The 20,917-nt window shown below is 77.4% G+C and carries 18 protein-coding genes, 1 tRNA gene, 1 pseudogene and 1 riboswitch; of the genes and pseudogenes, 12 read left to right on the top strand and 8 right to left on the bottom strand.

Features of this window, described 5'->3' with window-relative positions:
• Positions 1–107: 107 nt before the first annotated feature.
• Both ACRYMY_RS15300 and ACRYMY_RS15295 read left to right on the top strand, forming a co-directional pair.
• A pseudogene (locus ACRYMY_RS15300) lies at positions 108–734 on the top strand (ABC transporter substrate-binding protein); the annotation flags it as partial.
• 17 nt (positions 735–751) lie between these two features.
• Positions 752–2,593, top strand: a complete 1,842-nt coding sequence (locus ACRYMY_RS15295; RefSeq protein WP_432548088.1) for an ABC transporter permease subunit — start codon at positions 752–754, stop codon at positions 2,591–2,593.
• Here the strand turns inward: ACRYMY_RS15295 and ACRYMY_RS15290 are convergent.
• The 5 genes from ACRYMY_RS15290 to ACRYMY_RS15270 all read right to left on the bottom strand — a co-directional run bounded on the left by ACRYMY_RS15290 (position 2,514) and on the right by ACRYMY_RS15270 (position 7,633).
• Positions 2,514–3,809, bottom strand: a complete 1,296-nt coding sequence (locus ACRYMY_RS15290; protein ID WP_432548087.1) for an MFS transporter — start codon at positions 3,807–3,809, stop codon at positions 2,514–2,516. The genes ACRYMY_RS15295 and ACRYMY_RS15290 overlap by 80 nt on opposite strands.
• Before the next feature lie 28 nt (positions 3,810–3,837).
• Positions 3,838–5,313, bottom strand: a complete 1,476-nt coding sequence (locus ACRYMY_RS15285; protein ID WP_432548086.1) for an asparagine synthetase B family protein — start codon at positions 5,311–5,313, stop codon at positions 3,838–3,840.
• A gap of 63 nt (positions 5,314–5,376) precedes the next feature.
• Positions 5,377–6,330 carry a GGDEF domain-containing protein gene (locus ACRYMY_RS15280; RefSeq protein WP_432548085.1) on the bottom strand — a complete coding sequence of 318 codons (954 nt, stop codon included), beginning with the start codon at positions 6,328–6,330 and terminating at the stop codon, positions 5,377–5,379.
• 83 nt (positions 6,331–6,413) lie between these two features.
• Positions 6,414–6,731, bottom strand: coding sequence for a ferredoxin (gene fdxA / locus ACRYMY_RS15275; RefSeq protein WP_432548084.1), 318 nt, complete (start codon positions 6,729–6,731; stop codon positions 6,414–6,416).
• On the bottom strand, positions 6,728–7,633 hold the full coding sequence (locus ACRYMY_RS15270) for a sulfite exporter TauE/SafE family protein (RefSeq protein ID WP_432548083.1): 906 nt from the start codon (positions 7,631–7,633) through the stop codon (positions 6,728–6,730). The genes fdxA and ACRYMY_RS15270 overlap by 4 nt, the downstream gene beginning before the upstream one ends.
• Before the next feature lie 32 nt (positions 7,634–7,665).
• Positions 7,666–7,780, bottom strand: a riboswitch (SAM riboswitch).
• Positions 7,781–8,084: 304 nt separating this feature from the next.
• On the opposite strand from ACRYMY_RS15270, the gene ACRYMY_RS15265 reads away from it, so the two are divergent.
• From ACRYMY_RS15265 to ACRYMY_RS15240, 6 genes are read left to right on the top strand one after another with little or no spacing between them, the layout of a single operon-like run.
• Positions 8,085–9,806, top strand: coding sequence for a nitrite/sulfite reductase (locus ACRYMY_RS15265; RefSeq protein WP_432548082.1), 1,722 nt, complete (start codon positions 8,085–8,087; stop codon positions 9,804–9,806).
• Positions 9,803–10,525, top strand: coding sequence for a phosphoadenylyl-sulfate reductase (locus ACRYMY_RS15260; RefSeq protein ID WP_432548081.1), 723 nt, complete (start codon positions 9,803–9,805; stop codon positions 10,523–10,525). Before ACRYMY_RS15265 ends, ACRYMY_RS15260 begins: the two co-directional genes overlap by 4 nt.
• Before the next feature lie 11 nt (positions 10,526–10,536).
• A complete protein-coding gene (gene cysD, locus ACRYMY_RS15255; RefSeq protein ID WP_432548092.1) occupies positions 10,537–11,478 on the top strand; it encodes a sulfate adenylyltransferase subunit CysD in 942 nt (313 codons plus the stop codon).
• Positions 11,478–13,163 carry a GTP-binding protein gene (locus ACRYMY_RS15250; RefSeq protein ID WP_432548080.1) on the top strand — a complete coding sequence of 562 codons (1,686 nt, stop codon included), beginning with the start codon at positions 11,478–11,480 and terminating at the stop codon, positions 13,161–13,163. Before cysD ends, ACRYMY_RS15250 begins: the two co-directional genes overlap by 1 nt.
• Positions 13,163–14,392 (top strand): uroporphyrinogen-III C-methyltransferase, encoded by a 1,230-nt coding sequence (gene cobA / locus ACRYMY_RS15245; RefSeq protein WP_432548079.1) that lies wholly within the window; start codon positions 13,163–13,165, stop codon positions 14,390–14,392. The genes ACRYMY_RS15250 and cobA overlap by 1 nt, the downstream gene beginning before the upstream one ends.
• Complete coding sequence (locus tag ACRYMY_RS15240) at positions 14,389–14,907, top strand: low molecular weight protein-tyrosine-phosphatase (RefSeq protein WP_432548078.1); 519 nt, start codon at positions 14,389–14,391, stop codon at positions 14,905–14,907. Before cobA ends, ACRYMY_RS15240 begins: the two co-directional genes overlap by 4 nt.
• A gap of 7 nt (positions 14,908–14,914) precedes the next feature.
• Here the strand turns inward: ACRYMY_RS15240 and ACRYMY_RS15235 are convergent, their stop codons facing one another.
• The gene (locus ACRYMY_RS15235) at positions 14,915–15,439 is read right to left on the bottom strand and encodes a methylated-DNA--[protein]-cysteine S-methyltransferase (protein WP_432548077.1); all 525 of its coding nucleotides are present in this window, start codon (positions 15,437–15,439) and stop codon (positions 14,915–14,917) included.
• Between the two features lie 83 nt (positions 15,440–15,522).
• On the opposite strand from ACRYMY_RS15235, the gene ACRYMY_RS15230 reads away from it, so the two are divergent.
• On the top strand, positions 15,523–15,945 hold the full coding sequence (locus ACRYMY_RS15230; protein ID WP_432548076.1) for a TIGR03618 family F420-dependent PPOX class oxidoreductase: 423 nt from the start codon (positions 15,523–15,525) through the stop codon (positions 15,943–15,945).
• Positions 15,946–16,055: 110 nt separating this feature from the next.
• Positions 16,056–17,006: a core-2/I-branching beta-1,6-N-acetylglucosaminyltransferase family protein gene (locus tag ACRYMY_RS15225; RefSeq protein WP_432548075.1), complete on the top strand. Its 951-nt coding sequence runs from the start codon at positions 16,056–16,058 to the stop codon at positions 17,004–17,006.
• A gap of 28 nt (positions 17,007–17,034) precedes the next feature.
• Here ACRYMY_RS15225 and ACRYMY_RS15220 read toward each other — a convergent pair whose 3' ends face one another.
• Together ACRYMY_RS15220 and ACRYMY_RS15215 are read right to left on the bottom strand one after the other, a co-directional pair.
• On the bottom strand, positions 17,035–18,501 hold the full coding sequence (locus ACRYMY_RS15220) for a malate:quinone oxidoreductase (protein ID WP_432548074.1): 1,467 nt from the start codon (positions 18,499–18,501) through the stop codon (positions 17,035–17,037).
• A gap of 264 nt (positions 18,502–18,765) precedes the next feature.
• Positions 18,766–19,971, bottom strand: a complete 1,206-nt coding sequence (locus ACRYMY_RS15215; protein ID WP_432548073.1) for a PrsW family intramembrane metalloprotease — start codon at positions 19,969–19,971, stop codon at positions 18,766–18,768.
• 116 nt (positions 19,972–20,087) lie between these two features.
• Here ACRYMY_RS15215 and orn point away from each other — a divergent pair, with 116 nt between their 5' ends.
• Positions 20,088–20,711 carry an oligoribonuclease gene (orn, locus tag ACRYMY_RS15210; protein ID WP_432548091.1) on the top strand — a complete coding sequence of 208 codons (624 nt, stop codon included), beginning with the start codon at positions 20,088–20,090 and terminating at the stop codon, positions 20,709–20,711.
• A 98-nt stretch (positions 20,712–20,809) separates the two neighbouring features.
• A tRNA-His gene (locus ACRYMY_RS15205) sits at positions 20,810–20,882 on the top strand.
• Positions 20,883–20,917 lie beyond the last annotated feature (35 nt).

Genomic DNA, 20,917 nt, shown 5'->3' with positions numbered 1-20,917 from the left:
TGCAGCACCACCAGGTCCACGCCCCCCCCCCCCCCCCCCCCCACCCCCCCCCCCCCCCCCCCCCCCCCCCCCCCCCCCCCCCCCCCCCCCCCCCCCCCCCCCCCCCCGACGCCGTGGACCGGCAGACCATCGTCGACACCGTCTACGAGGGCCGCGCGGACGTGGCGCAGGGCCTGCTCGGCCCGGCGCTGCCGTGGGCCGCCGAAGGCCGTCCCGAGCGCTCGGAGACCCCCGCGGCCGACCCGGCGGGCGCGGAGGTCGTCCTGGCCACCTTCACCGACCGCGCCGAGCTGCCCGAGGTCGCGGTGCAGCTGCAGCAGTCGCTCGAGGCCGCCGGCTTCCGCGTCCGCCAGGAGGTGCGCGAGTACGCCCAGATCGAGTCCGACGCCCTCGCGGGCGCCTTCGACGCGTTCGTCCTGTCCCGCGCGACCGTGCTGGACTCCGGTGACCCGGTCGCCTACATGTACTCCGACTTCTCCTGCGAGGGCTCCTTCAACATCGCCCAGCTGTGCGACCCCGCCGTCGACGAGGCGCTGCGCCGGGCGGCGGAGGTCCCGACCGGTGACGCCCGTCGCGCGGCCGTCCTGGAGGCCGAGCGGCTCGTCCTGGAGACCGACGCGGCGATCCCGATGCTGCACGAGCGCGTGGTCCAGGGCGAGTCCGGCCGGTTCACCGACGTCGTCCGCGACTCCCGCGAGCGCGAGCTGATCAGCGCCGAGACCGCCCCCCGCTGAGGAGGTCCGAGGAACCCGTGAGCGTCGTCGACGTCCCCCCGTCCGCCGGGCCCTCCCCCCGGCCCCCCGCCGGCTGGGGGGGCCGGCGCGCCCGCGCGGTGGCGGCCGCTCTCGCGCGGCCGCTGTCGCGGCTGCTGACGGTCGTCGCGGTCGTCGGCGTGGTCGGCCTGCTGCCGTGGCTGTCGGGGCGCGACCCCGCCCTGACCGTCCTGCGCGGGCGCTCCGCCGAGCAGGAGGCCACCCCGGAGGCCCTGGAGGCCGTGCGCCGCCAGCTGGGCCTGGCGGACGGGCCGGTCGTGCTGCTGGGCCGCTGGCTGGGCGACGTCGTGCGCGGCGACTTCGGCACCTCGTGGGTCAGCGGGGCGCCGGTGCTGCCGGGGGTGCTGTCGGCCACGGGCGTGTCGGTGACGCTCATGGCGTTCTCCTTCGTCGCGGCGGTCCTGGTGGCGGCCCTCGTGGTGGCGCCGTCGCTGGCGGCGGTGCTGCGCGGGAGGCCGCGGCGCACGTCGGGGGCGGTCGCCGCCGCCCTCACGGCGCTGCCGGAGTTCCTGCTGGCCACGGTCCTGCTCGTCGTGGCCTCGGTGTGGCTGGGCCTGTTCCCGCCGTACGGGTGGAGCGGGCCGTCCAGCGCCGTGCTGCCGGCGCTGGCGATGGGCCTGCCGGCGGGCGGGCTGATGGGCCGGATCGTCGCCGACGCGGTCGCGACCAGCGGCGCGGAGCAGTGGGTGGCGACGTGGACGGCGGCGGGCGCGCCGCGGGGCGCGCTGGCGCGCGGGGTGCTGCTGCGCGCCGTCCCGCCCGTCCTGCCGCAGGTCGGCCTCGTCGTCGTCAGCCTCGTCGGCGGCGCCGTCGCGGTCGAGCGGGTCTTCGCCGTCCCCGGCCTGGGCCGCACCACGCTGGGCGCGGCGCAGACGCAGGACCTGCCGGTCCTGCAGGCCGGGATGCTCCTGCTCATCGGCCTCGGCGCCCTGCTCGGCGTGACGACCGACCTCGTGCGCCGCCTCGTCCTGGGGCGCGCGGCGCGCGCGGGCGGGCTGGTCATCCCCTCGACCGGGCACCACACCCGCCTGCGGGACCGGCTCGTGCCGCTGAGCGCGCTGCTGCTGCTCGTCCTGCTCGTGGTCGGCGGTTTCAGCGGCGACCCGTTCGCCGCCGACCGGGGCCGGCTGACCGCGCCCGGCGCGGAGCTGCTGCTGGGCGCGGACGCCTCCGGCCGCGACCTGCTGGCCCGGCTGGGCCAGGGAGCGGGCACGACGATCGCCACGGCCGTCGTCGTGGTGCTGGCCAGCTACCTCGTGGGGGTGCTGGCCGGTCTGCTGCCGAACCTCACGGCCGGCCCGGTCGAGGTGGCCAACGCGGCCCCGCCCGTCATCGCCGGACTGCTGGTGACCGCGGTGACGGGGCCCTCGGCGACCGGCGCCGCGATCGCGGTGCTGCTGGTGAGCTGGGCCCCGCTGGCCTCGCACACCTCGGCGCTGGTGGCCGAGGCGGTGGCGCAGCCGCACGTGCGGGTCCTGCCCGTCCTCGGGGTGGGGCGGGTGCGGCTGCTGCTGGTGCACGTGCTGCCGATGGTGGCCGGGCCGGTGCTGCGCAACGCGTTCCTGCGCCTGCCGGGGGTGGCGCTGGCCCTGGCGGGGCTGGGCTTCCTCGGCCTGGGCCCGCAGCCGCCGACGCCGGACTGGGGCCTGGTGCTGGCGGAGGGCCTGCCCTACGTGGAGCGCGCGCCGTGGGTGGTGCTGGCGCCGGCGCTCTCGCTGGTCGCGCTGTCGGTGCTCGCGGTCAGCGCGTCGGCGCTGGCCCCCTCGCCCGCCGGCCTCCGGCGCGCCCGGGGTGCGCGGGCGCAGCGGGCCGCCGGGTGAGGACCGCGAGGCCCGCCGCCGACAGCAGCGGCAGGACGGCCAGCAGCAGCCACGGCAGCGCCGCGCCCGGTTCCAGGAGGGCGCCCACGGCCGTCGAGCCGAGCAGCACGGCGAGCCCCCCGGCGGAGGCCAGCACCCCGTAGTGGGCCCCGACGTGCCGCTCCCGGGCCAGCGGGGGGACGAGGTCGCGCACCAGGGGGCCGGCCACGGCGGAGCCGAGGTGCAGGACGACGACGAACGCCACGGCCGGGGCGAGCGCCGGCAGGGCACCCGCAGGCAGGGCCGTGGCGGCGGCCACGAGCGCGAACGCCACCGCGGTGACCGAGAAGCCCAGCGGGAGGGCGGTGGCCGGGCCGCGGCGCCGTGCCCAGCGGGCCAGCGGCACCTGCGCGGTGACGGTCACCGCCGCGGCGACCACGAACATCGCCCCCAGCGCGGCCGTGGAGCCGGTGGCCCGCTCCAGCTCCACCGGCAGGGCCAGGTACATCTGGTTGTAGGCCAGCAGCGACGTCGAGCACAGCGCCGTGAAGACGAGGAAGCGGCGGTTGCGCAGCACCGCCCCCCACCCGTGCAGCACGCCCGCCGGCGCGGGACCGCCCGGCTGCGCGCGCGGGCCCCAGCGGGCGTTCGCCACGAGGACGACGACGAAGACGCCCGCGGCCACCAGGCAGGTGGTGGTGAAGCTGACGGCCAGCAGCAGCGCGCCGAGCACCGGCCCCACGGACGAGCCGACCTTCTCCACGACGGCGTCGAGGGCGAACAGCTCCGCGCGGGTGGTGGTGCCCGCGTCCTCCAGCCGACGGCCCTCGTGGGCCAGGCCCGTCTCCACGGCCGGGGAGAACAGGGCGGCGGCGAACCCGGTGAGGACGGTCCCGACGAGCACCCACGGCAGCGACCCCGCCACCCCGAGCACGCAGAACCCGGCGACCCGCACCGCGCACCCGGTCAGGAGCACGGGGCGGACGCCGAAGCGGTCGGTGAGCGCACCGCCCACGAAGAACAGGCCCTGCTGGCTGAAGGTCCGCACGCCCAGGACGACGCCGACGAGCCACCCGGCCATCGCCAGGTCGTCGGCCAGGTGCACCGCGAGGAAGGGGACGACGAGGTAGAAGCCGACGTTGAACGCGAACTGGCTCAGCAGCAGCGTCCGCACCGGGGCCGGCAACCTCCACCAGGGCGTGCGCGGGGTGCGCGGGCGGTCGCGGAGGCGGAGCACGTGCCCGGACGCTAGCCGCTCCGCCCGGTCACCCGCTCCGTCCGGTCAGCCGCGCCGCCCGCGTCCCCAGCGCCAGCCGGGCGCGCGCGGCGCCGGCGGTGCGGCGCAGCGCCACCGGCCAGCCGCGCACCCCGGGCGCGCGGCCGTAGGGCGGGCGGGCGAGCTCCGGCCACAGCAGCCGGGTCGCCGCCGGCGGCAGCTCGCGCCGCCGGCGGTGCTCCAGCGGCAGCTGCAGCATCGCGGTGAAAGCGGCCCGGGAGTTGACGGCGATCGCGCTGAGGGTGAAGGGCGCGGCCCCGTACAGCTGGGGGCCGGCCCAGCAGCCCACGCGCATCTCGAGGTAGGCCAGGTCGAGGAGGTCGTGCACGTCGCGGTGCGGCACCTCCTTGAGCCAGCGGGCCAGGGCGTCCTCGTGCCGCTCGTCGGGGGGCAGCCGCACCAGCCGCAGCAGCTCGTCGGGCCGCGGGGCCGCGGGCACGTCGGTGCCGCGCCAGTAGGGCGCGCCGCCGACCTCGCCGGCGAAACCGGTCACCCACGCCCGGTCGAGGGGCAGGGCGCGGGCGGCGAGGTCGAAGTCGCGGGCCTTGCCCTCGTGGGCGTCGTACCCGACGCGCTCGAGGTAGCGGCGGGCGTCGGCCTCGGGGACCGGCGGGAGCGGCAGCACGCGCAGGTCCAAGTGGTGGCGCCGGGCGACCTCGCGGGCGAAGGAGACGTCGGTGCGCCGGTCGTCCTCGTAGCCGAAGGTGACGAACGTCGTGCGGTCGAGGACGGGGCGGGCGGCGGCGGCGACGAGGCGGCTGTCGCGGCCGGCGGTGAGCGGCAGCAGCAGCTCGTGCCGGGCCGCCAGCGACACGAGGAGGTGGCGGACGGCACCGGCGACGACCTCGACGCGCTCGGCGGTCGCGGCGGCCGAGCTCACCGGTTCCAGCGGCGCGGTGGGCCAGTGCCGCACCGGCTCGAAGGAGGCGAGGTCGAGGTAGTGGTTGGGCAGGAGGCGCTGCACGCCCTCGGCGCTGGTGACCCCGGCGGGGTGGTACCCGCTGCGGCGCAGCGTGCGGCGCTCCCAGCGCCTGGCCAGCTCGGGGTCGCCCCAGCGCAGCACCGTGGTCGTGGAGGCGACGGCGCGCTCGGCCAGGGAGTGCACCACGGCCAGCGACCCGGCGGGGTCCAGGTGCAGGCGGGCCCGCCCGCGCAGCAGCAGGCACGCCCACCGCCCCGCCCAGCGGTAGAGGTGGTCCTCCACGGCGCCGGGGTCGGCGCCCGTCCCGCCGGGGCCCGTGACCGCCTCGACGGGCAGCGAGGCCCGCTCGTGCAGCAGGGCACCGTCCTCGGCGACGACCCACCCGAGCAGCCAACCGGCGGTCCTCCCGTCGCCCTCGAGGAGCGGGACGACCGGCAGGGACGGGTGGGACGCCAGCGTCCACCCGTGCGCCGTGCGCTCGCCCCACCCCTGCGGGTGGGCCCGGGGCCCCTGCGCCAGCACGAACTGGTCGTGGAAGCTCACACGCGCAACGTAACACCGCCGTAACACGGCGGTGAGGACGTGCACCGAGCGGTCGACCGGCGTTCACCCCAGCCGGCGGGAGCGCTTCACCTCGTACATGCGCTCGTCGGCGCGCGAGAGCGCCTCGTCGACGTCGGCGCCGGCGGCCGCGAGGACCCACCCCACGCTCACGCCGACGCCGTGGGCGCGGGCCAGCGGGCCGGCCGCGGCGACCCGGGCGGCGCGCGCGGCGGCGTCGGCGGGGTCGCACCCGGTGCCGCGCAGGAGGAGGACGAACTCGTCGCCGCCGGTGCGGGCGACGACGTCGCCGTCGCGGACGGCGGAGCGCAGCCGGGCGGCGACCTCGACGAGGACGGCGTCGCCGACGGCGTGCCCGTGCTCGTCGTTGACGCGCTTGAAACCGTCGAGGTCGGCGCACACGACGCCGCAGCCCTCGCCGCCGGGCTCGAGGGCCGCAGCGGCCTGCTCGAACAGCGCGCGCCGGTTCAGCAGCCCGGTGAGGGGGTCGGTGCTCGCCAGCTGGCGCAGCATCTCCTCGGCGCGGCGCTGCTCGGTGACGTCGACGCCCACGCACGCGAGGCGGTCGGGCACCCCGTCCTCGTCGAGCAGCACCGTGTTGTGCCAGCGGATGCGGTGCCGGCCGCCGCGACGGTCCAGCCACTCCCCCTCGGCGACGCTGGAGGACCCGTGGGCCACGCCAAGGGCGACGCCCTGCCGGGCCAGGTCGCGGTCCTCCGGCACGACCACCAGGTCGAACATCTCCTCGCCGAGCACTTCCTCGGCCGCGTACCCGGTCAGTTCCTCGCAGGCGCGGTTGAACAGGGTGAAGCGGCCGTGGACGTCCAGCACGCACACCAGGGCCGCGGTGCTGTCGAGCACGGCGCGGGAGGTCTCGCGGTCCAGGGCGCTCGGCGACGACGCGCGGGCTCGACGGGACGGCCCGGCGCCGGGCCGCCGCGGCGTCAGGCTCACCAGCGGGGACCGCTCACCGCGCTCCGGCACGCTGGGATCGTCCACGTCTGCCCGATCGGAGGTCCGGCCCGGCACCTTGAGGCCGGGCGGCCGGGAGGACCCGGACGGCGCAGCGCGGGCGGGGACCGTCAGGACGGCCCGGGCAGGGTCGCCACGAGCGGGTGGTCACCGGCCACCGGGCCGTGCGCCGCCGCCCCGCCCGGGGAGCCGACCCGGTCGAAGAACTCGACGTTGGCGGCGGTGAACGCCGACCACTGCTCCGGGACGTCGTCGGAGTGGTAGATGGCCTCGACGGGGCACACGGGCTCGCAGGCCCCGCAGTCCACGCACTCGTCGGGGTGGATGTACAGCGACCGCTCGCCCTCGTAGATGCAGTCGACGGGGCACTCCTCGACGCACGCCTTGTCCTTGACGTCCACGCACGGCTGGGCGACGACGTAGGTCACGCGGGGGTGCTCCTCTGCAGCTCGGGGACGGGGGTGCTCCGGGAACGCCGGTGGCGGCGCACCGCGCTGGTCACGGCCAGTCCGCCGGCGAGGAGGACGAGCGCGTAGACGGCGAACCGCGCGCCGTCCGGCGCGGCGACGGCGTCGGTGCGCAGGAGGGTGCGGGAGTTCGTGAGGACGATGACGGTGCCGACGGCGGCACCCAGCACCTGCGGGGGTGCGAACCGGACCAGCCAGGCGGCGATCGGCGCGGCCACCAGCCCCCCGGCGAGCAGCGCGAGGACCCACGACCAGGCGATGCCCTGCGCCCCGAGGCCCAGCAGGAAACCCGCGCTGGCCGCGACGGCCACGAGGAACTCGCTGGCGTCGACGGACCCGATCACCTTGCGCGGTTCCAGCCGGCCCGAGGCGAGCAGGGCCGGGGTGCCGACCGGGCCCCAGCCGCCGCCGCCCGTCGCGTCCACGAAACCCGCGAACAGCCCGAGCGGCGCCAGGAACCTGCGCCGCAGCGGGCGGTGCAGGGACCGCACGTCCAGGGTGGTCACTGAGAACCGCACGAGGACGTACACGCCCAGCCCCAGCAGCAGCACGCTGACGAGGGGGGCGGCGACGTCCGCCGGCAACGACGACAGCAGCGTGGCACCGACGAGAGCGCCTGCGGCGCCTGGGATCCCGACCCGCCGGACGACGCGCCAGTCCACGTTCCCGAACCGGTGGTGCGCCGCGCCGGAGGCCAGCGTGGTGCCGATCTCGGCCAGGTGCACCGTCGCCGACGCCAGGGCCGGGCTGGTGCCGACGAGGAGCAGCAGCGTCGTCGAGGTGACGCCGTAGGCCATGCCGAGCGAACCGTCGACCAGCTGGGCCAGCAGGCCCACGACGGCGAGGAGCACGAGTCTGCGCACGAGGGGTTCCCGTTCGTCCCGGTGGACCCGCAGGTCCGCGCTTGCCGGGCACCGTGCGGCGACCGACCAGGTCCTCACCCGGAGCACCCCGCCGCGGAGGAGGGTTGCCGACCAGCGAGCCGGGGCTTGGCGCTGGCACTCGTGACCTGCCGACCACGCTAGGGCGCCGGGCCCGGACCGTCAACACCCGCCACCGGCCGGAACTCCTCGCGGACCGCACGGAGAACCCGCCGGAGAACCCGCGGAACTCCCCGACGGGCTTGACGGGAGTTCCGCGTGCCCTACGGTGGGGACGTGGTCCAGCCGCTGACCGTGCGCCTCGTCTCGCGCCGGTACGTCGACCTCATGCGCGTGCACAGCAACTACGCCTGCCGCCGCACCACCTCCCCCACCCCTCCCCGTCACCGCTAGGGGCGCTCCTCACGGAGGGCCCGCACCCCCGTGAGGACCGATGACACCCGACCCCTCGCTCACGACGTCCGGCGCACCCGCCGCGCCGCCGGCCCGCCCCGCGCGCACCCGCAGCAACGGCCAGTGGGCCGTGGACGGTCGGGCACCGCTCAACCACAACGAGGAGGTCAAGGCCGCCGGGCCGGGCCTCGACGTCCGCGAGCGGATCGAGCGCGTGTACGCCCGGGAGGGTTTCTCCTCCATCGACCCCGACGACCTCAACGGCCGGTTCCGCTGGTGGGGCCTGTACACCCAGCGCCGGCCCGGCATCGACGGCGGCCGCACCGCGCAGCTGTCGAACGAGGAGCTGTCCGACGAGTTCTTCATGCTGCGCGTGCGGATCGACGGCGGGGCGCTGACGACGCAGCAGCTGCGGGTCGTCGGGGAGCTGTCCACGCGCTTCGGCCGCGACTCCGCCGACATCACCGACCGGCAGAACGTCCAGCTGCACTGGGTGCGGGTCGAGGACGTTCCGCAGGTGTGGCGGGAGCTGGAGGCCGTGGGCCTGCGCACCACCGAGGCGTGCGGCGACACCCCGCGCGTCGTGCTCGGCAGCCCCGTGGCCGGGATCGCCCGCGAGGAGGTCGTCGACCCGACACCGGTCGTGGCGGAGATCGTCGGGCGTTTCGTCGGCGACCCGGAACTGGCGAACCTGCCGCGCAAGTTCAAGACCGCCGTCACCGGCCACCCCAGCCAGGACGTCGTCCACGAGATCAACGACGTGTCGTTCGTCGGCGTCGTCCACCCCGAGCTCGGGCCGGGTTTCGACGTGTGGGTCGGCGGCGGGCTCTCGACCAGCGCCCACCTCGCCCAGCGCCTGGGCGCGTTCGTCACCGCGGACGAGGCGCCCGACGTGTGGCACGGGGTCGTGCGGGTGTTCCGCGACCACGGCTACCGCCGGCTGCGGAACAAGGCCCGCCTGAAGTACCTCGTCGCCGACTGGGGCGCCGCGCGCTTCCGCGAGGTGCTGGAGACGGAGTACCTGGGCCGGCGGCTGACCGACGGCCCGGCGCCGCCGCCGCCGCGCGGTCCCGGTGACCACGTCGGCGTGCACGAGCAGAAGGACGGCCGCCGCTACGTGGGCCTGGCCCCCACCGTGGGCCGGGTCAGCGGCACGGTGCTGCGCGCCCTGGCCGACGCCGCCGAGGCCGCCGGGTCGGGCCGCGTGCGGCTGACCCCGCACCAGAAGGTCGTCGTCCTGGACGTCGACCCCGCCCGCGTCGACGCGCTGCTGGCCGCGGCGCGGGAGCTCGGGCTGACCGCCGCGCCGTCGCCGTTCCGCCGCAGCACCATCGCCTGCACGGGCATACAGTTCTGCAAGCTGGCGATCGTCGAGACCAAGGCCACGGCGGCGGACGCGGTCGCCGAGCTGGAGCGGCGACTGGCGGGGATCGAGCTCGACACGCCGATCACCCTGCACGTCAACGGGTGCCCGAACTCCTGCGCCCGGATCCAGACCGCCGACATCGGCCTCAAGGGGCAGCTGGTCACCGGTGACGACGGCGTGCAGGTGCCGGGGTTCCAGGTCCACCTGGGCGGCGGGCTGGCCTCCGCCGACCGCGCCGAACCCGGGCTGGGCCGCACGGTGCGCGGGCTGAAGGTGAGCGCCACCGGCCTGGCCGACTACGTCGAGCGCGTCGTGCGCCGCTACCTGGACACCCGCGCCGACCGCGAGACGTTCGCGGCCTGGGCGCACCGCAGCGACGAGGAGGCCCTGCGATGAGCACCCCCACGGGGACGACCCCCACCACCCGCCCGGCCGGGGAGCTGCGCGCGCTCGCGGCCGCGGCCGCCGACCGCCTCGCCGGGGCGGGTGCCGACGAGGTCGCGGCCTGGGCGGCCGCGGAGTTCCGCGGCCGGCTGGCCGTCGCGTGCAGCATGGCCGACGCGGTCCTGCCGCACCTGGTGGCCCGGCACGCCCCCGGCGTGGACGTGCTGTTCCTGGACACCGGGTACCACTTCGCCGAGACCCGCGGGACCCGCGACGCGGTCGCGGCGACGATGGACGTGCGGGTGGTGGACGTCCTGCCGCGGCTGACCGTCGCCGCGCAGGACGAGGAGCACGGCGCCCGCCTGCACGAGCGCGACCCGGCGGCGTGCTGCCGCATGCGCAAGGTGGAACCCCTGGCGGCCGCGCTGGCCGGGTACGAGGCGTGGGTCACCGGGGTGCGCCGCGACGAGGCGCCCACCCGGGCCGGGACACCGCTGGTGCAGTTCGACGAGCGGCACGGGCTGGTCAAGCTGAACCCGCTGGCCGCCTGGAGCGCCGACGACCTGCAGCGCTACGCCGACGACCACGGCGTCCTCGTCAACCCGCTGCTGTCGCAGGGGTACCCGTCCATCGGGTGCGCCCCCTGCACGCGCCCCGTCGCGGCCGGCGCGGACCCGCGCTCGGGCCGGTGGGCGGGCAGCGCCAAGACCGAGTGCGGGATCCACCTGTGAGCGCCCCCGCCGTGCACCCCGCGCACCAGCGCGGGACCCGTCCCGCCACCCGCCCCGGCGCCGTGGACGACCTGCGCGCCCTGGAGGCCGAGGCCGTCCACGTCGTGCGCGAGGTGGCCGCCGAGTTCGAGCGGCCCGTCCTGCTGTTCTCCGCCGGCAAGGACTCCGTGGTGCTGCTGCGCCTGGTGGAGAAGGCGTTCCGGCCCGCGCCCGTGCCGTTCCCCGTCCTGCACGTGGACACCGGCCACAACTTCCCCGAGGTGCTGGAGTTCCGCGACCGGCGGGTGCGCGCGGGCGGCCACCGGCTGCTCGTGGCCTCCGTGCAGGACAGCATCGACCGCGGTCGGGTCCGCGAGGACGCTCCCGGCGCATCGCGCAACCGGTTGCAGACCCGCACGCTGCTCGACGCCCTCGCCGAGGGGGGTTTCGACGCCGCGTTCGGCGGCGCCCGCCGCGACGAGGAGCGCGCCCGCGCCAAGGAGCGCGTCCTCAGCGTCCGCGACGCCGCGGGGCAGTGGGACCCGCGCGCGCAGCGGCCCGAACCCTGGTCGCTGTACAACGGCCGGATCCGGCGCGGCGAGCACGTGCGGGTGTTCCCGCTGAGCAACTGGACCGAGCTGGACGTGTGGCGCTACGTCGCCCTGGAGGGCCTGGACCTGCCGTCCATCTACTACGTGCACGAGCGCGACGTCGTCGAGCGCGACGGGATGCTGCTGGCCGTCACGCCCCTGACCCCGGCGCTGCCCGGCGAGCGGGTGCGGCGGCTGCGGGTGCGCTACCGCACCGTCGGGGACCTCACCGTCACCGGCGCCGTGCGCTCGGACGCCACCGACGTCGAGGCGGTGCTCGCCGAGGTCGGCGCGGCGACCGTCTCCGAGCGCGGCGCCACCCGCGCCGACGACCGCACCTCCTCCGCCGCCATGGAGGACCGCAAGCGCGAGGGGTACTTCTGATGCGGGAACTGCTGCGGATGGCCACGGCCGGGTCCGTCGACGACGGCAAGTCCACGCTCATCGGCCGGCTGCTGCTGGACACCGGCAGCCTGCCGACCGACCACCTGGCCGCCGTGGACGGCCCCGACGGCCCGGACCTGGCGGCCCTGTCGGACGGCCTGCGCGCCGAGCGGGAGCAGGGCATCACGATCGACGTGGCGTACCGGTTCTTCTCCACGGCTGCGCGCAACTACGTGCTGGCCGACACCCCCGGTCACGTGCGCTACACGCGGAACATGGTGACCGGCGCCTCGAACGCCCACCTGGCGATGCTCCTCGTCGACGTGCGCGCCGGGGTCCTGGACCAGACCCGCCGGCACGCGCGCATCGCGACGCTGCTGGGCGTGCCGCACCTGGTGGCGGCCGTGAACAAGATGGACCTCGTCGACTTCGACCGCGGCGCGTTCGACCGCGTGCGCGCGGAGCTGCACGACGTCGCCGAGCGCCTGGGCGTGCCGCTGCTCGTGGTGCCGGTGGCCGCCAAGCACGGCGACAACGTGGCGGTGCGCTCGGCGCGCACCCCGTGGTGGGACGGGCCCACGCTGCTGGAGCACCTGGACGCCGTCGACGTCCCCCCGCCCGGCGAGGGCGGGCTGCGCCTGCCCGTGCAGTGGGTGTCCCGGCCGGTGGCCGGTGCGCGGCGCAGCTACGCGGGCCGGCTGGCCGCCGGGACCCTGCGCGCCGGCGACGAGGTGGTCGTCCTGCCCTCGGGCGCGCGCACCCGCGTCACGGCCCTGGACGCGCTGGACGAGGAGCGCGAGACGGCGCTGGCGCCGCTGTCGGTGTCGGTGCAGCTGGCCGACGACCTCGACGTGGGCCGCGGGGACGTGCTGACCGCGCCCGAGGACCCGCCCGTGGTGACGCGGGAGCTGCGCGCGCAGCTGTGCTGGATGGGCGAGGAGCCGCTCCGTCCCGGGCAGCGGCTGCTGCTCAAGCACACGACGCGCACCGCGCGGGCGCAGGTCACCGCCCTGCACGACCGCCTGGACCCGGCGACCCTGGCGGACGTCACGTCGCCGGAGCGGCTGGAGCTCAACGACATCGGCACGGTGACCGTGCGCACGGCCGTCGACCTCGTCGTCGACGCCTACACCCGCAACCGCGACACCGGCGCGTTCGTCCTCGTCGACGAGCACACCCACGCCACCGTGGCCGCGGGCGTGGTGCGCGAGGCCGTGCCGCGCGCGGGCGCCGGGCGGCCGGCGGAGGGCGCGGAGGGCGTGGCGCGCTGGACGCCGTCGCGGGCGGCGCGACCGCACCGGGGGGCGGCCGTGTGGCTGGTCGGGGCCGCCCCGGAGGTGCTGCGGGAGGCGGAGGCCGCGCTGCTGGCCGCCGGGCGCCCCGCCTACGCGCTCGACCCCGGCAACGTGCGCGCCGGACTGGCCGAGGACCTCGGCGACGGGCCGGCGGAACGGGCCGAGCTGGTGCGCCGCAGCGGGCACGTCGCCCGGCTCCTCGCCGACGCCGGGCTCGTGGCCCTGGTGGCTGCCGGCTCGGCCGCCGAGGCCCGGGCCGCGGCGCGCCCGGCCGGGGAGGCCGGGCTCACGGCCGTCGTCGTCACCGCTCCCGGCGGGCCTGACGCGCCCAGCGGGGCACCGGGCGTCGCCGACGTCCTGGCCGCCCTCGCGCTGGCCGAGGAGGCCTGATGCTGCCCCTGCACCTGGACGTCACCGGCCGTCGGGTCCTCGTCGCCGGCGGCGGGCCCGTGGCCGCCCGCCGCGCCGCGGACCTCGTGACCGCCGGCGCCGACGTCGTCGTGGTCGCCCCGCAGCTGTGCGAGGACCTCGCCGACCTGGCCGGCGCGGGCGCGCTGGTCCACCACGCCCGTCCCGCCGTCGCGGCCGACGTCGAGGGGGCCTGGCTGGTGCACACCGCCACCGGCGACCCGCTCACCGACAGCGCGCTGGCGGCGGCCGCCGAGGCGCAGCGCACCTGGTGCGTGCGCGCCGACGACGCGGCCGCGTCCACCGCGTGGACGCCCGCCGTGGCCCGCCGCGACCTGGCCGGCGGCGGTGAGGTGGTCGTCTCCGTCACCGCCGGGCGCGACCCCCGCCGGGCGCGCCGCCTGCGCCAGGCCCTGGGCCGCTGGCTGGACGGCGCGCTGGACGGGGCGGTGGACGGGACGCCGGAGCCCGCTCCCCTGCGCCGCCGGCGCCCGGGCCCCGGCCGCGTCACCCTCGTCGGCGGTGGCCCCGGCGACGCGGGGCTGCTGACGCTGCGCGGGCGGCGCCGGCTGGCCGAGGCCGACCTCGTCGTCGTGGACCGCCTGGCCCCCCTCGACGTCCTCGACGAGCTGGACCCGGAGGTGGAGGTCGTCGACGTCGGCAAGACCCCCGACCACCACCCCGTCCCCCAGCACGAGATCAACCGCCTGCTGGTGGAGGCGGCCCGCACCGGCCGGCACGTGGTCCGCCTCAAGGGCGGCGACCCCTTCGTCCTGGGCCGCGGCGGCGAGGAGGTCCTGGCCTGCCGCGAGGCCGGCGTCGAGGTCGAGGTCGTGCCCGGGGTCACCAGCGCCTTCGCCGTCCCCGCCGCGGCCGGGATCCCCGTGACCCACCGCGGCACCGCCCGCGCCGTCACCGTGCTGTCCGGGCACGACACCAGCACCGGCGAGCTGGACCACGCCGCCCTCGCGCGGCTGGAGGGCACCCTCGTCGTCCTCATGGGCGTCTCGACCCTGCCCGCGCTGGCCGCCGGGCTGCTCGCCCACGGCAAGGACCCCGCGACCCCCGTCGCCGTCGTGGAGGACGGCTGGCGGCCCTCGCAGCGCACGACCACCGCGCCACTGGCGGACATCGCCGCCGTCGCGGCCGCGCGCGGGGTGCGGGCCCCGGCCGTCGTCGTCGTGGGGGAGGTCGCGAGGATGGCCCGGTGACCTACCGGATCATGACGGTCTGCACGGGCAACATCTGCCGCTCCCCGATGGCCGAGGTGGTGCTGCGCCGGCGCCTGGCCGAGGCCGGTCTGGACGGGCGGGTGGAGGTCGACTCCTCCGGGATCAGCGACGAGGAGCACGGCAACCCCGTGGACCCGCGCGCCGCGTCCGTGCTGCGCGAGCACGGCTACGACGTCCCCCGGCACCGCGCCCACCAGGTCAGCTCGCAGGAGATCGGCGAGCGCGACCTGCTGCTGGCGATGACGGCCCGGCACGCCCGCTGGCTGCGCACCCGCGCCCCCGGCGAGGACGCCGCCGCCCGCGTGCGGATGTACCGCTCCTTCGACCCGGACGCCCCGGACGTCGAGGGGCCGGGCGCGGTGGCCGACGAGGCCGCCCTCGACATCGACGACCCCTGGTACGGCGGCCGCGAGGACTTCGAGCGCACGCTGGAGCAGGTGGAGGCCGCCGCCGACGCCGTCGTCGAGCACGTGCGCCGGCAGCTGGACGGCTGAGCGCCGGTCAGAACAGGCGCCCCGCCTCCTCGGCCGGCGCCTCCTCCAGCGCCAGCAGGAACCGCTTGCGCGCCAGGCCGCCCGCGTAGCCGACCAGCGACCCGTCCGCGCCGACGACGCGGTGGCAGGGCACCAGGACGCTCAGCGGGTTGCGGCCGTTGGCGGCGCCGACGGCCTGGGCGTACCCCGGCCCGCCGAGGTCGCGGGCCAGCGCCCCGTACGTCGTCGTCGCGCCGTGCGGCACGCGCAGCAGCGCCGCCCGCACCCGCTGCGCGAACGCGTCACCGGCCGGGGCCAGCGGCAGCTCGAACGCGCGGCGCCGGCCGGCGAAGTACTCGGTCAGCTGCTCGCGCACGTCCGCCACGGCCGCGTCGTCGCGCACCCCCAGCAGGTCCGCGGACGGCCCGCCGCGGTGCCCGGGGAACCACACGCCGCGCACGCCGTCGTCGCCGCGGGCCACGAGCAGGTCGCCCAGCGGCGAGGGCACCACCCCGTACCGCGCTCCACCGGCTCCCGCACCGTCCGCGACCACGCGCTCCCCCGTCCCCCGCCGCGAGCACCCGCGGTGGCCTGCGCGAGCATCGCAGCCCCGGACCGTCCCTCGAGAGGAACCCCGTGCCCGTCCCCCCGCTGCCCGACGACGTCACCACCCTGCTGCGCCGGCCGAACCCGGCGGTGATGGCGACCGTCCACCCCGACGGCCACCCCGTCACCGTCGCCACCTGGTACCTGCTCCAGGACGACGGGCGGGTGCTGCTGAACCTGGACGCGTCCCGCGCGCGCCTGCGCCACCTCGAGCGCGACCCGCGCGTCTCGCTGACCGCCCTCGCCGAGGACGACTGGCACACCCACGTCAGCCTCCAGGGCCGGGTCGTGCAGGTGCGCGAGGACACCGGGCTCGCCGACATCGACCGCCTGTCCGGGCACTACCTCGGCACGCCCTACCCGCACCGCGACAGCCCGCGCGTCAGCGTCCTCGTCGAGGTGGAGCGCTGGCACGGCTGGGGCGCGGCGCGCCGCGAGGGCACCGCCGGCTGACCGCGCGTCCCCCGGGGTGGTGGGCCCCGGGTGGTGGGGGCGGGCGGGGCTGGTCCACGCTGTGCTCCCACACGGCGCCGTCCCGGCGCCGCCCCACGGACGGGAGCACGGTGCAGCGCACGGGTGCGGACGGGGCCTTCGCCTACGTCCTGATGAGCCACCTCGACGCGGACCTGGTGCTGCGCACCGCGCGGCGGGTGCGGGAGCTGTCGCCGGGCGCGCACGTGCTCGTCCGGCACAGCCGGCCGGGGTTCCTGGACCCGCGCGAGGCGGCGGCCGCCGGCGCGCAGGTGCTGCGCAGCCGCACCCCGATCCGCTGGGGCACCTGGTCGACGGTGGCGGCGGTGCTGGAGGCGCTGGCGGAGGCCGAGCGGCGCTTCTCCCCCTCGCACACCGTCCTGCTGTCCGGGCAGGACCACCCGGTGCGGGACCTGGCCACCTGGGAGCGCTCGCTGACCGGCGTCGACGCCCTGCTCAACCCCGACCCGCGCGAGCACCGCGACCGCTGGGAGCGCTCCTGGCACCGGCTGCCGGGCGGGCGCCTGCTGCCGGGCGGGCTGGCCGGGCCCGTCGCGGCGGCCTCCCGCGCGGTGGGCGCCGTGGTCCCGGGGGCCCCCGACGTGCGCCTGGCCGGTGGGCGCACCTGGCTGGTCTCGCACCCGCGCGCGGACGCACCGCCGGTGCCCTACCGCAAGGGGTCGCTGTGGACGGTGCTGTCGCGGCGCGCCGTCGCGCGGCTGCTGCGCACCACCGCCGAGCGCCCCGACGTCGTGCGCTTCTTCGCCTCCACGCTGCTGCCGGACGAGGCGTACGTGCACAGCGTCCTGGCCGCCCACCCGGACCTGCGGGTGGTGCACGGGCCGACCACCCTGGCGCTGTTCGCCGAGCGGGCGCCGCACCCGGGCGAGCTGCACCTGGAGGACCTGTCGCTGGCGCGGGCCAGCGGGGCCGCGTTCGCGCGCAAGGTGGTGCGGGGCGTCAGCGACGCCTTCGTGGCCGCCGCCGACGCGGCGGTGGACGCCGACCGGGCGGGGCGGGCGGGCACGACCTCCCCCGCCTGAGCGGGTCGGCGCTCGAGGGGCGGGACCCTCAGGCCGTCAGGTGCAGGGCGTCGCGGGTGCGGGCGGACGCCTTCGCGAGCAGGTCGGCGTCCTCGGACAGGGCCCGGCCGTAGCTGGGCACCATGTCCACCAGCCGGGAGCGCCAGGCCTCCTGGTGCGCCGGGAAGCACTGGCGCAGCAGCTTGAACATGACGTCCACGGCGGTGGAGGCGCCCGGGGAGGCGCCCAGCAGCGCGGCGATCGAACCGTCGGCGGCGTGCACGAGCTCGGTGCCGAACTGCAGCACCCCGCCGCGCGGGCCCTTCTTGATGACCTGCACGCGCTGCCCGGCGGTCAGCAGCTCCCAGTCCCCCTCGCGGGCGTCCGGGTAGAACACCCGCAGCGCCTCCAGGCGCTGCGCGGGCGACTGCAGGACCTGCTTGACCAGGTACGTCGTCAGGGGGACGTTGTCGCGCGCGACGGCCAGCATCGGCAGCAGGTTGTCGGCGCGCACCGAGCGCGGCAGGTCGGTCAGCTTCCCGGTCTTGAGGAACTTGGGGCTGAACCCGGCGTAGGGGCCGAACATGAGGGCCCGCTGCCCGTCGACGACGCGGGTGTCCAGGTGCGGCACGGACATCGGCGGGGCGCCGACCTCCGCCTGCCCGTAGACCTTCGCGGCGTGCCGGGCCACCACGTCGGGGTTCGTGCAGCGCAGCCACTGGCCGCTGACGGGGAACCCGCCGAACCCGCGGCCCTCGGGGACGCCGCTGCGCTGCAGCAGGTGCAGGGCGCCGCCCCCGCCGCCGACGAACACGAACGGGGTGACGACCTCCTCGGTGCCGGCGCCGTCGGCGCGCACGGTCAGCGCCCACCCGGAGCCGCGGCGGGCCAGGTCGGTGACGGTGTGCCCGGTGCGCACCTCGACGCCGCGGGCGGCGGCGCCCGCCAGCAGCTCGCGGGTCAGGGCGCCGAAGTTCACGTCCGTGCCCGCCTCGGAGCGCGTCGCGGCGATCCGCTCGCCGGGCGCTCGCCCCTCCAGCAGCAGCGGCGCCCACTCCCCGACCGTCGCGCGGTCGTCGGCCCACTGCATGTCCGCGAACAGGGGGTGCGCCGACAGCGCCTCGTAGCGGGCGCGCAGGAAGTCCACGTCGGCTCCGCGCACGAAGCTCATGTGCGGCACGGAGCGGACGAACGCGCCCGGGTCGGCCAGCGCGCCGGTCTCCACCAGGTGCGCCCAGAACTGCCGGCTCACCTGGAACGACTCGTTGATGGCGACGGCCTTGGCGATGTCGACGCTGCCGTCGGCCCTCTGCGGCGTGTAGTTCAGCTCGCACAGCGCCGAGTGGCCGGTGCCGGCGTTGTTCCACGGGTCGGAGCTCTCGGCGCCCAGGGTGTCCAGGCGCTCCAGCACGAGGACGGACCAGTCGGGTTCCAGCTCCCCGACGATCGCCGCGAGCGTGGCGCTCATGATGCCCCCGCCGATGAGCACGGCGTCGTAGCGGTTCTCCGTGGGCACCCTGACCACCCTCTGTCCCGGCGAGACGTCCCGGCGGCCGCGTCCGCGGCCACCCCCCTGAGCGCACCGTCCGGCGCGCCCCAGCAGGCTACGTCCCCCCGGCGGGGCGCCGCTGCCCGGGACCGCGCCGGGCGCAGCCGCGCGGCCGCCCCTGCGGCGGTCGCGCCCCGCGATGCTCCGCCGCGGCGGCGGCCGTGTCCAGCGGGTGTGACCGACCCGTCACCCACCCGCCCGCACCGGCCACGGGGCCCGCGCGGCGCGGGCTCAGCGCGGCGCGGGCGGCAGGGGCGCGCGCGGCGGGGGCAGCACCGCCAGCAGCTGGGCCCGGTCGGCGACCAGCCGCTCCAGCAGCGCGGTCTCCTCCGCCCCCGGGCGCGCCACCCCGCGGCGCGCGCGGTCGCGCAGGAACGCCAGCTCGGTGGCCGTCTCGTGGAACTCGCGCAGCGCGGCCAGCGCGGGCCGGCCGCCGCCGCGCGCGACCTGCCGGCGGGCCAGCCGCCGCCCGCCCGTGGACGACAGGGTGCGCACCTCGTCGGCGGTCAGCCAGCCCGTGCGCACGTACACCTGCAGGTGCCGGCCCACCAGGCGCGCCTCGCGCGAGCGCGCCGCCAGCGCCACGCCCACGGCGGCGACGAACACCGGCACCTGCAGCAGCAGGTACAGCTCGATGAACGTCGTCACCCCGCTGCTGGCGCTGGCGTTCCACAGCGCGTGCAGCACCACGGAGACCACCAGCCCGGCCACGGGCGCCACCACCCGCACGAGGCGCGAGCGGTGCGAGGCCGCCAGCCCCAGGCCGACGCCGACGGCCATCGTGAACAGCGGGTGCGCGAACGGGGAGACCAGGCAGCGCAGCACGAACACCGCCACGAACGAGGCCTGGCCCTCCGGGGCGCCCAGCGCGCGGCCCAGGTAGAGGACGTTCTCCAGGTAGGCGAACCCGACCCCGACGAACGCCGCGTAGACGATCCCGTCGACGACGCCGTCGAAGTGCCTGCGCTGCAGCAGCAGCACCAGCAGCAGCCCCAGGCCCTTGAGGGACTCCTCGACGAGCGGTGCCACCAAGACCGAGGTGCTGGTCACGTCGCCCACGGCCCGGTGCAGCAGCTGCGAGCCCAGCGAGTTCAGGACCAGCGCGCCCAGGCTGGCCACGCACGCGCCCCACCCGAACGCGAACGCCAGCAGGTGCGGGGGTTCGGCCTCGTGGCGGTCCAGCCACATCACGGTCGCCAGCACCGGCCCCACGGGCACGGCCGCCAGCAGCAGACCCGGCAGGGTGCCGCGCAGCCCGACCTCCATCGTCACCGCGGCGATGGACAGCGACCCGCACACCAGCAGCACGAGGACGGTCAGGACGAGCAGCGAGCGACCGCGCGGCGCGCGGGCGGCGGGAGCACCACCGGCGCCCGCGCCGGACGGTGCGGCGAGCGCGGGGGTACCGGCCGGGCCGCCGGGGGCGTCGTCCGGCATGGGGGTCAGGCTAGGGCACCGCCTAGGCTGGCGCCGTGAGCAGCACAACCAGCGGCGGCCCGGCACCGTCCGGCGGCGGCCCGGCCCCGTCCGGCGGCACCCGCGCGCAGGACCGCGTGCAGGACCGGATCGTGTGGATCGACTGCGAGATGACCGGCCTGGACCTGGAGCGCGACGCGCTCGTGGAGGTCGCCGCCCTCGTCACCGACGCCGACCTCAACGTGCTCGGCGAGGGCGTCGACGTCGTGGTCAAGCCGCCGCAGGAGGCGCTGGAGGGCATGGAGCAGGTCGTCGTCGACATGCACACCGCCTCCGGTCTGCTCGCGGAGCTGCCGCACGGGCGGACGCTGGCCGAAGCCGAGGAGGCGGTGCTGGAGTACGTGCGCCAGTGGGTGCCCGAGGCGCGGAAGGCGCCGCTGGCGGGCAGCTCGGTGCACACCGACCGCGCGTTCCTGGCCCGCGACATGCCGGCCCTGACCGGGCACCTGCACTACCGGATCGTCGACGTGTCCTCGCTGAAGGAGCTGGCGCGGCGCTGGTTCCCCCGCGTGTACTTCCACACCCCCGCCAAGCACGGCGGGCACCGGGCGCTGGCGGACATCCGCGAGAGCGTGCAGGAGCTGAAGTACTACCGGGACGTGCTGTTCGTGCCCGCCCCCGGGCCGGACTCGGAGACGGCGAAGGCCGCGGGCAAGCGCCACGAGCTGACGCCCGAGGACGGCGCCGCGGCCCACGGCTGAGCGCGCGCCCGGCCGGGTGACCGGCGGCGGCCGTACCCGCGCCGGGCGTGTATCCTCGCTGCGTCGCCGCGTGCCCGGACCGGGCGGACGGCGTCGTGGTGGGTGTAGCTCAGCTGGTAGAGCACCTGGTTGTGGTCCAGGAAGTCGCGGGTTCAAGTCCCGTCACTCACCCCGCTCCGGAGGGGCGGCCCCGCGCGGGGCCGCCC

Source organism: Kineococcus haloalkalitolerans (genome assembly GCF_050871905.1).
In the GTDB taxonomy this organism is placed as follows: domain Bacteria; phylum Actinomycetota; class Actinomycetes; order Actinomycetales; family Kineococcaceae; genus Kineococcus.
The sequence above is the reverse complement of the archived record's forward strand: the minus strand, read 5'-3'. Positions and strand labels throughout refer to the sequence as shown.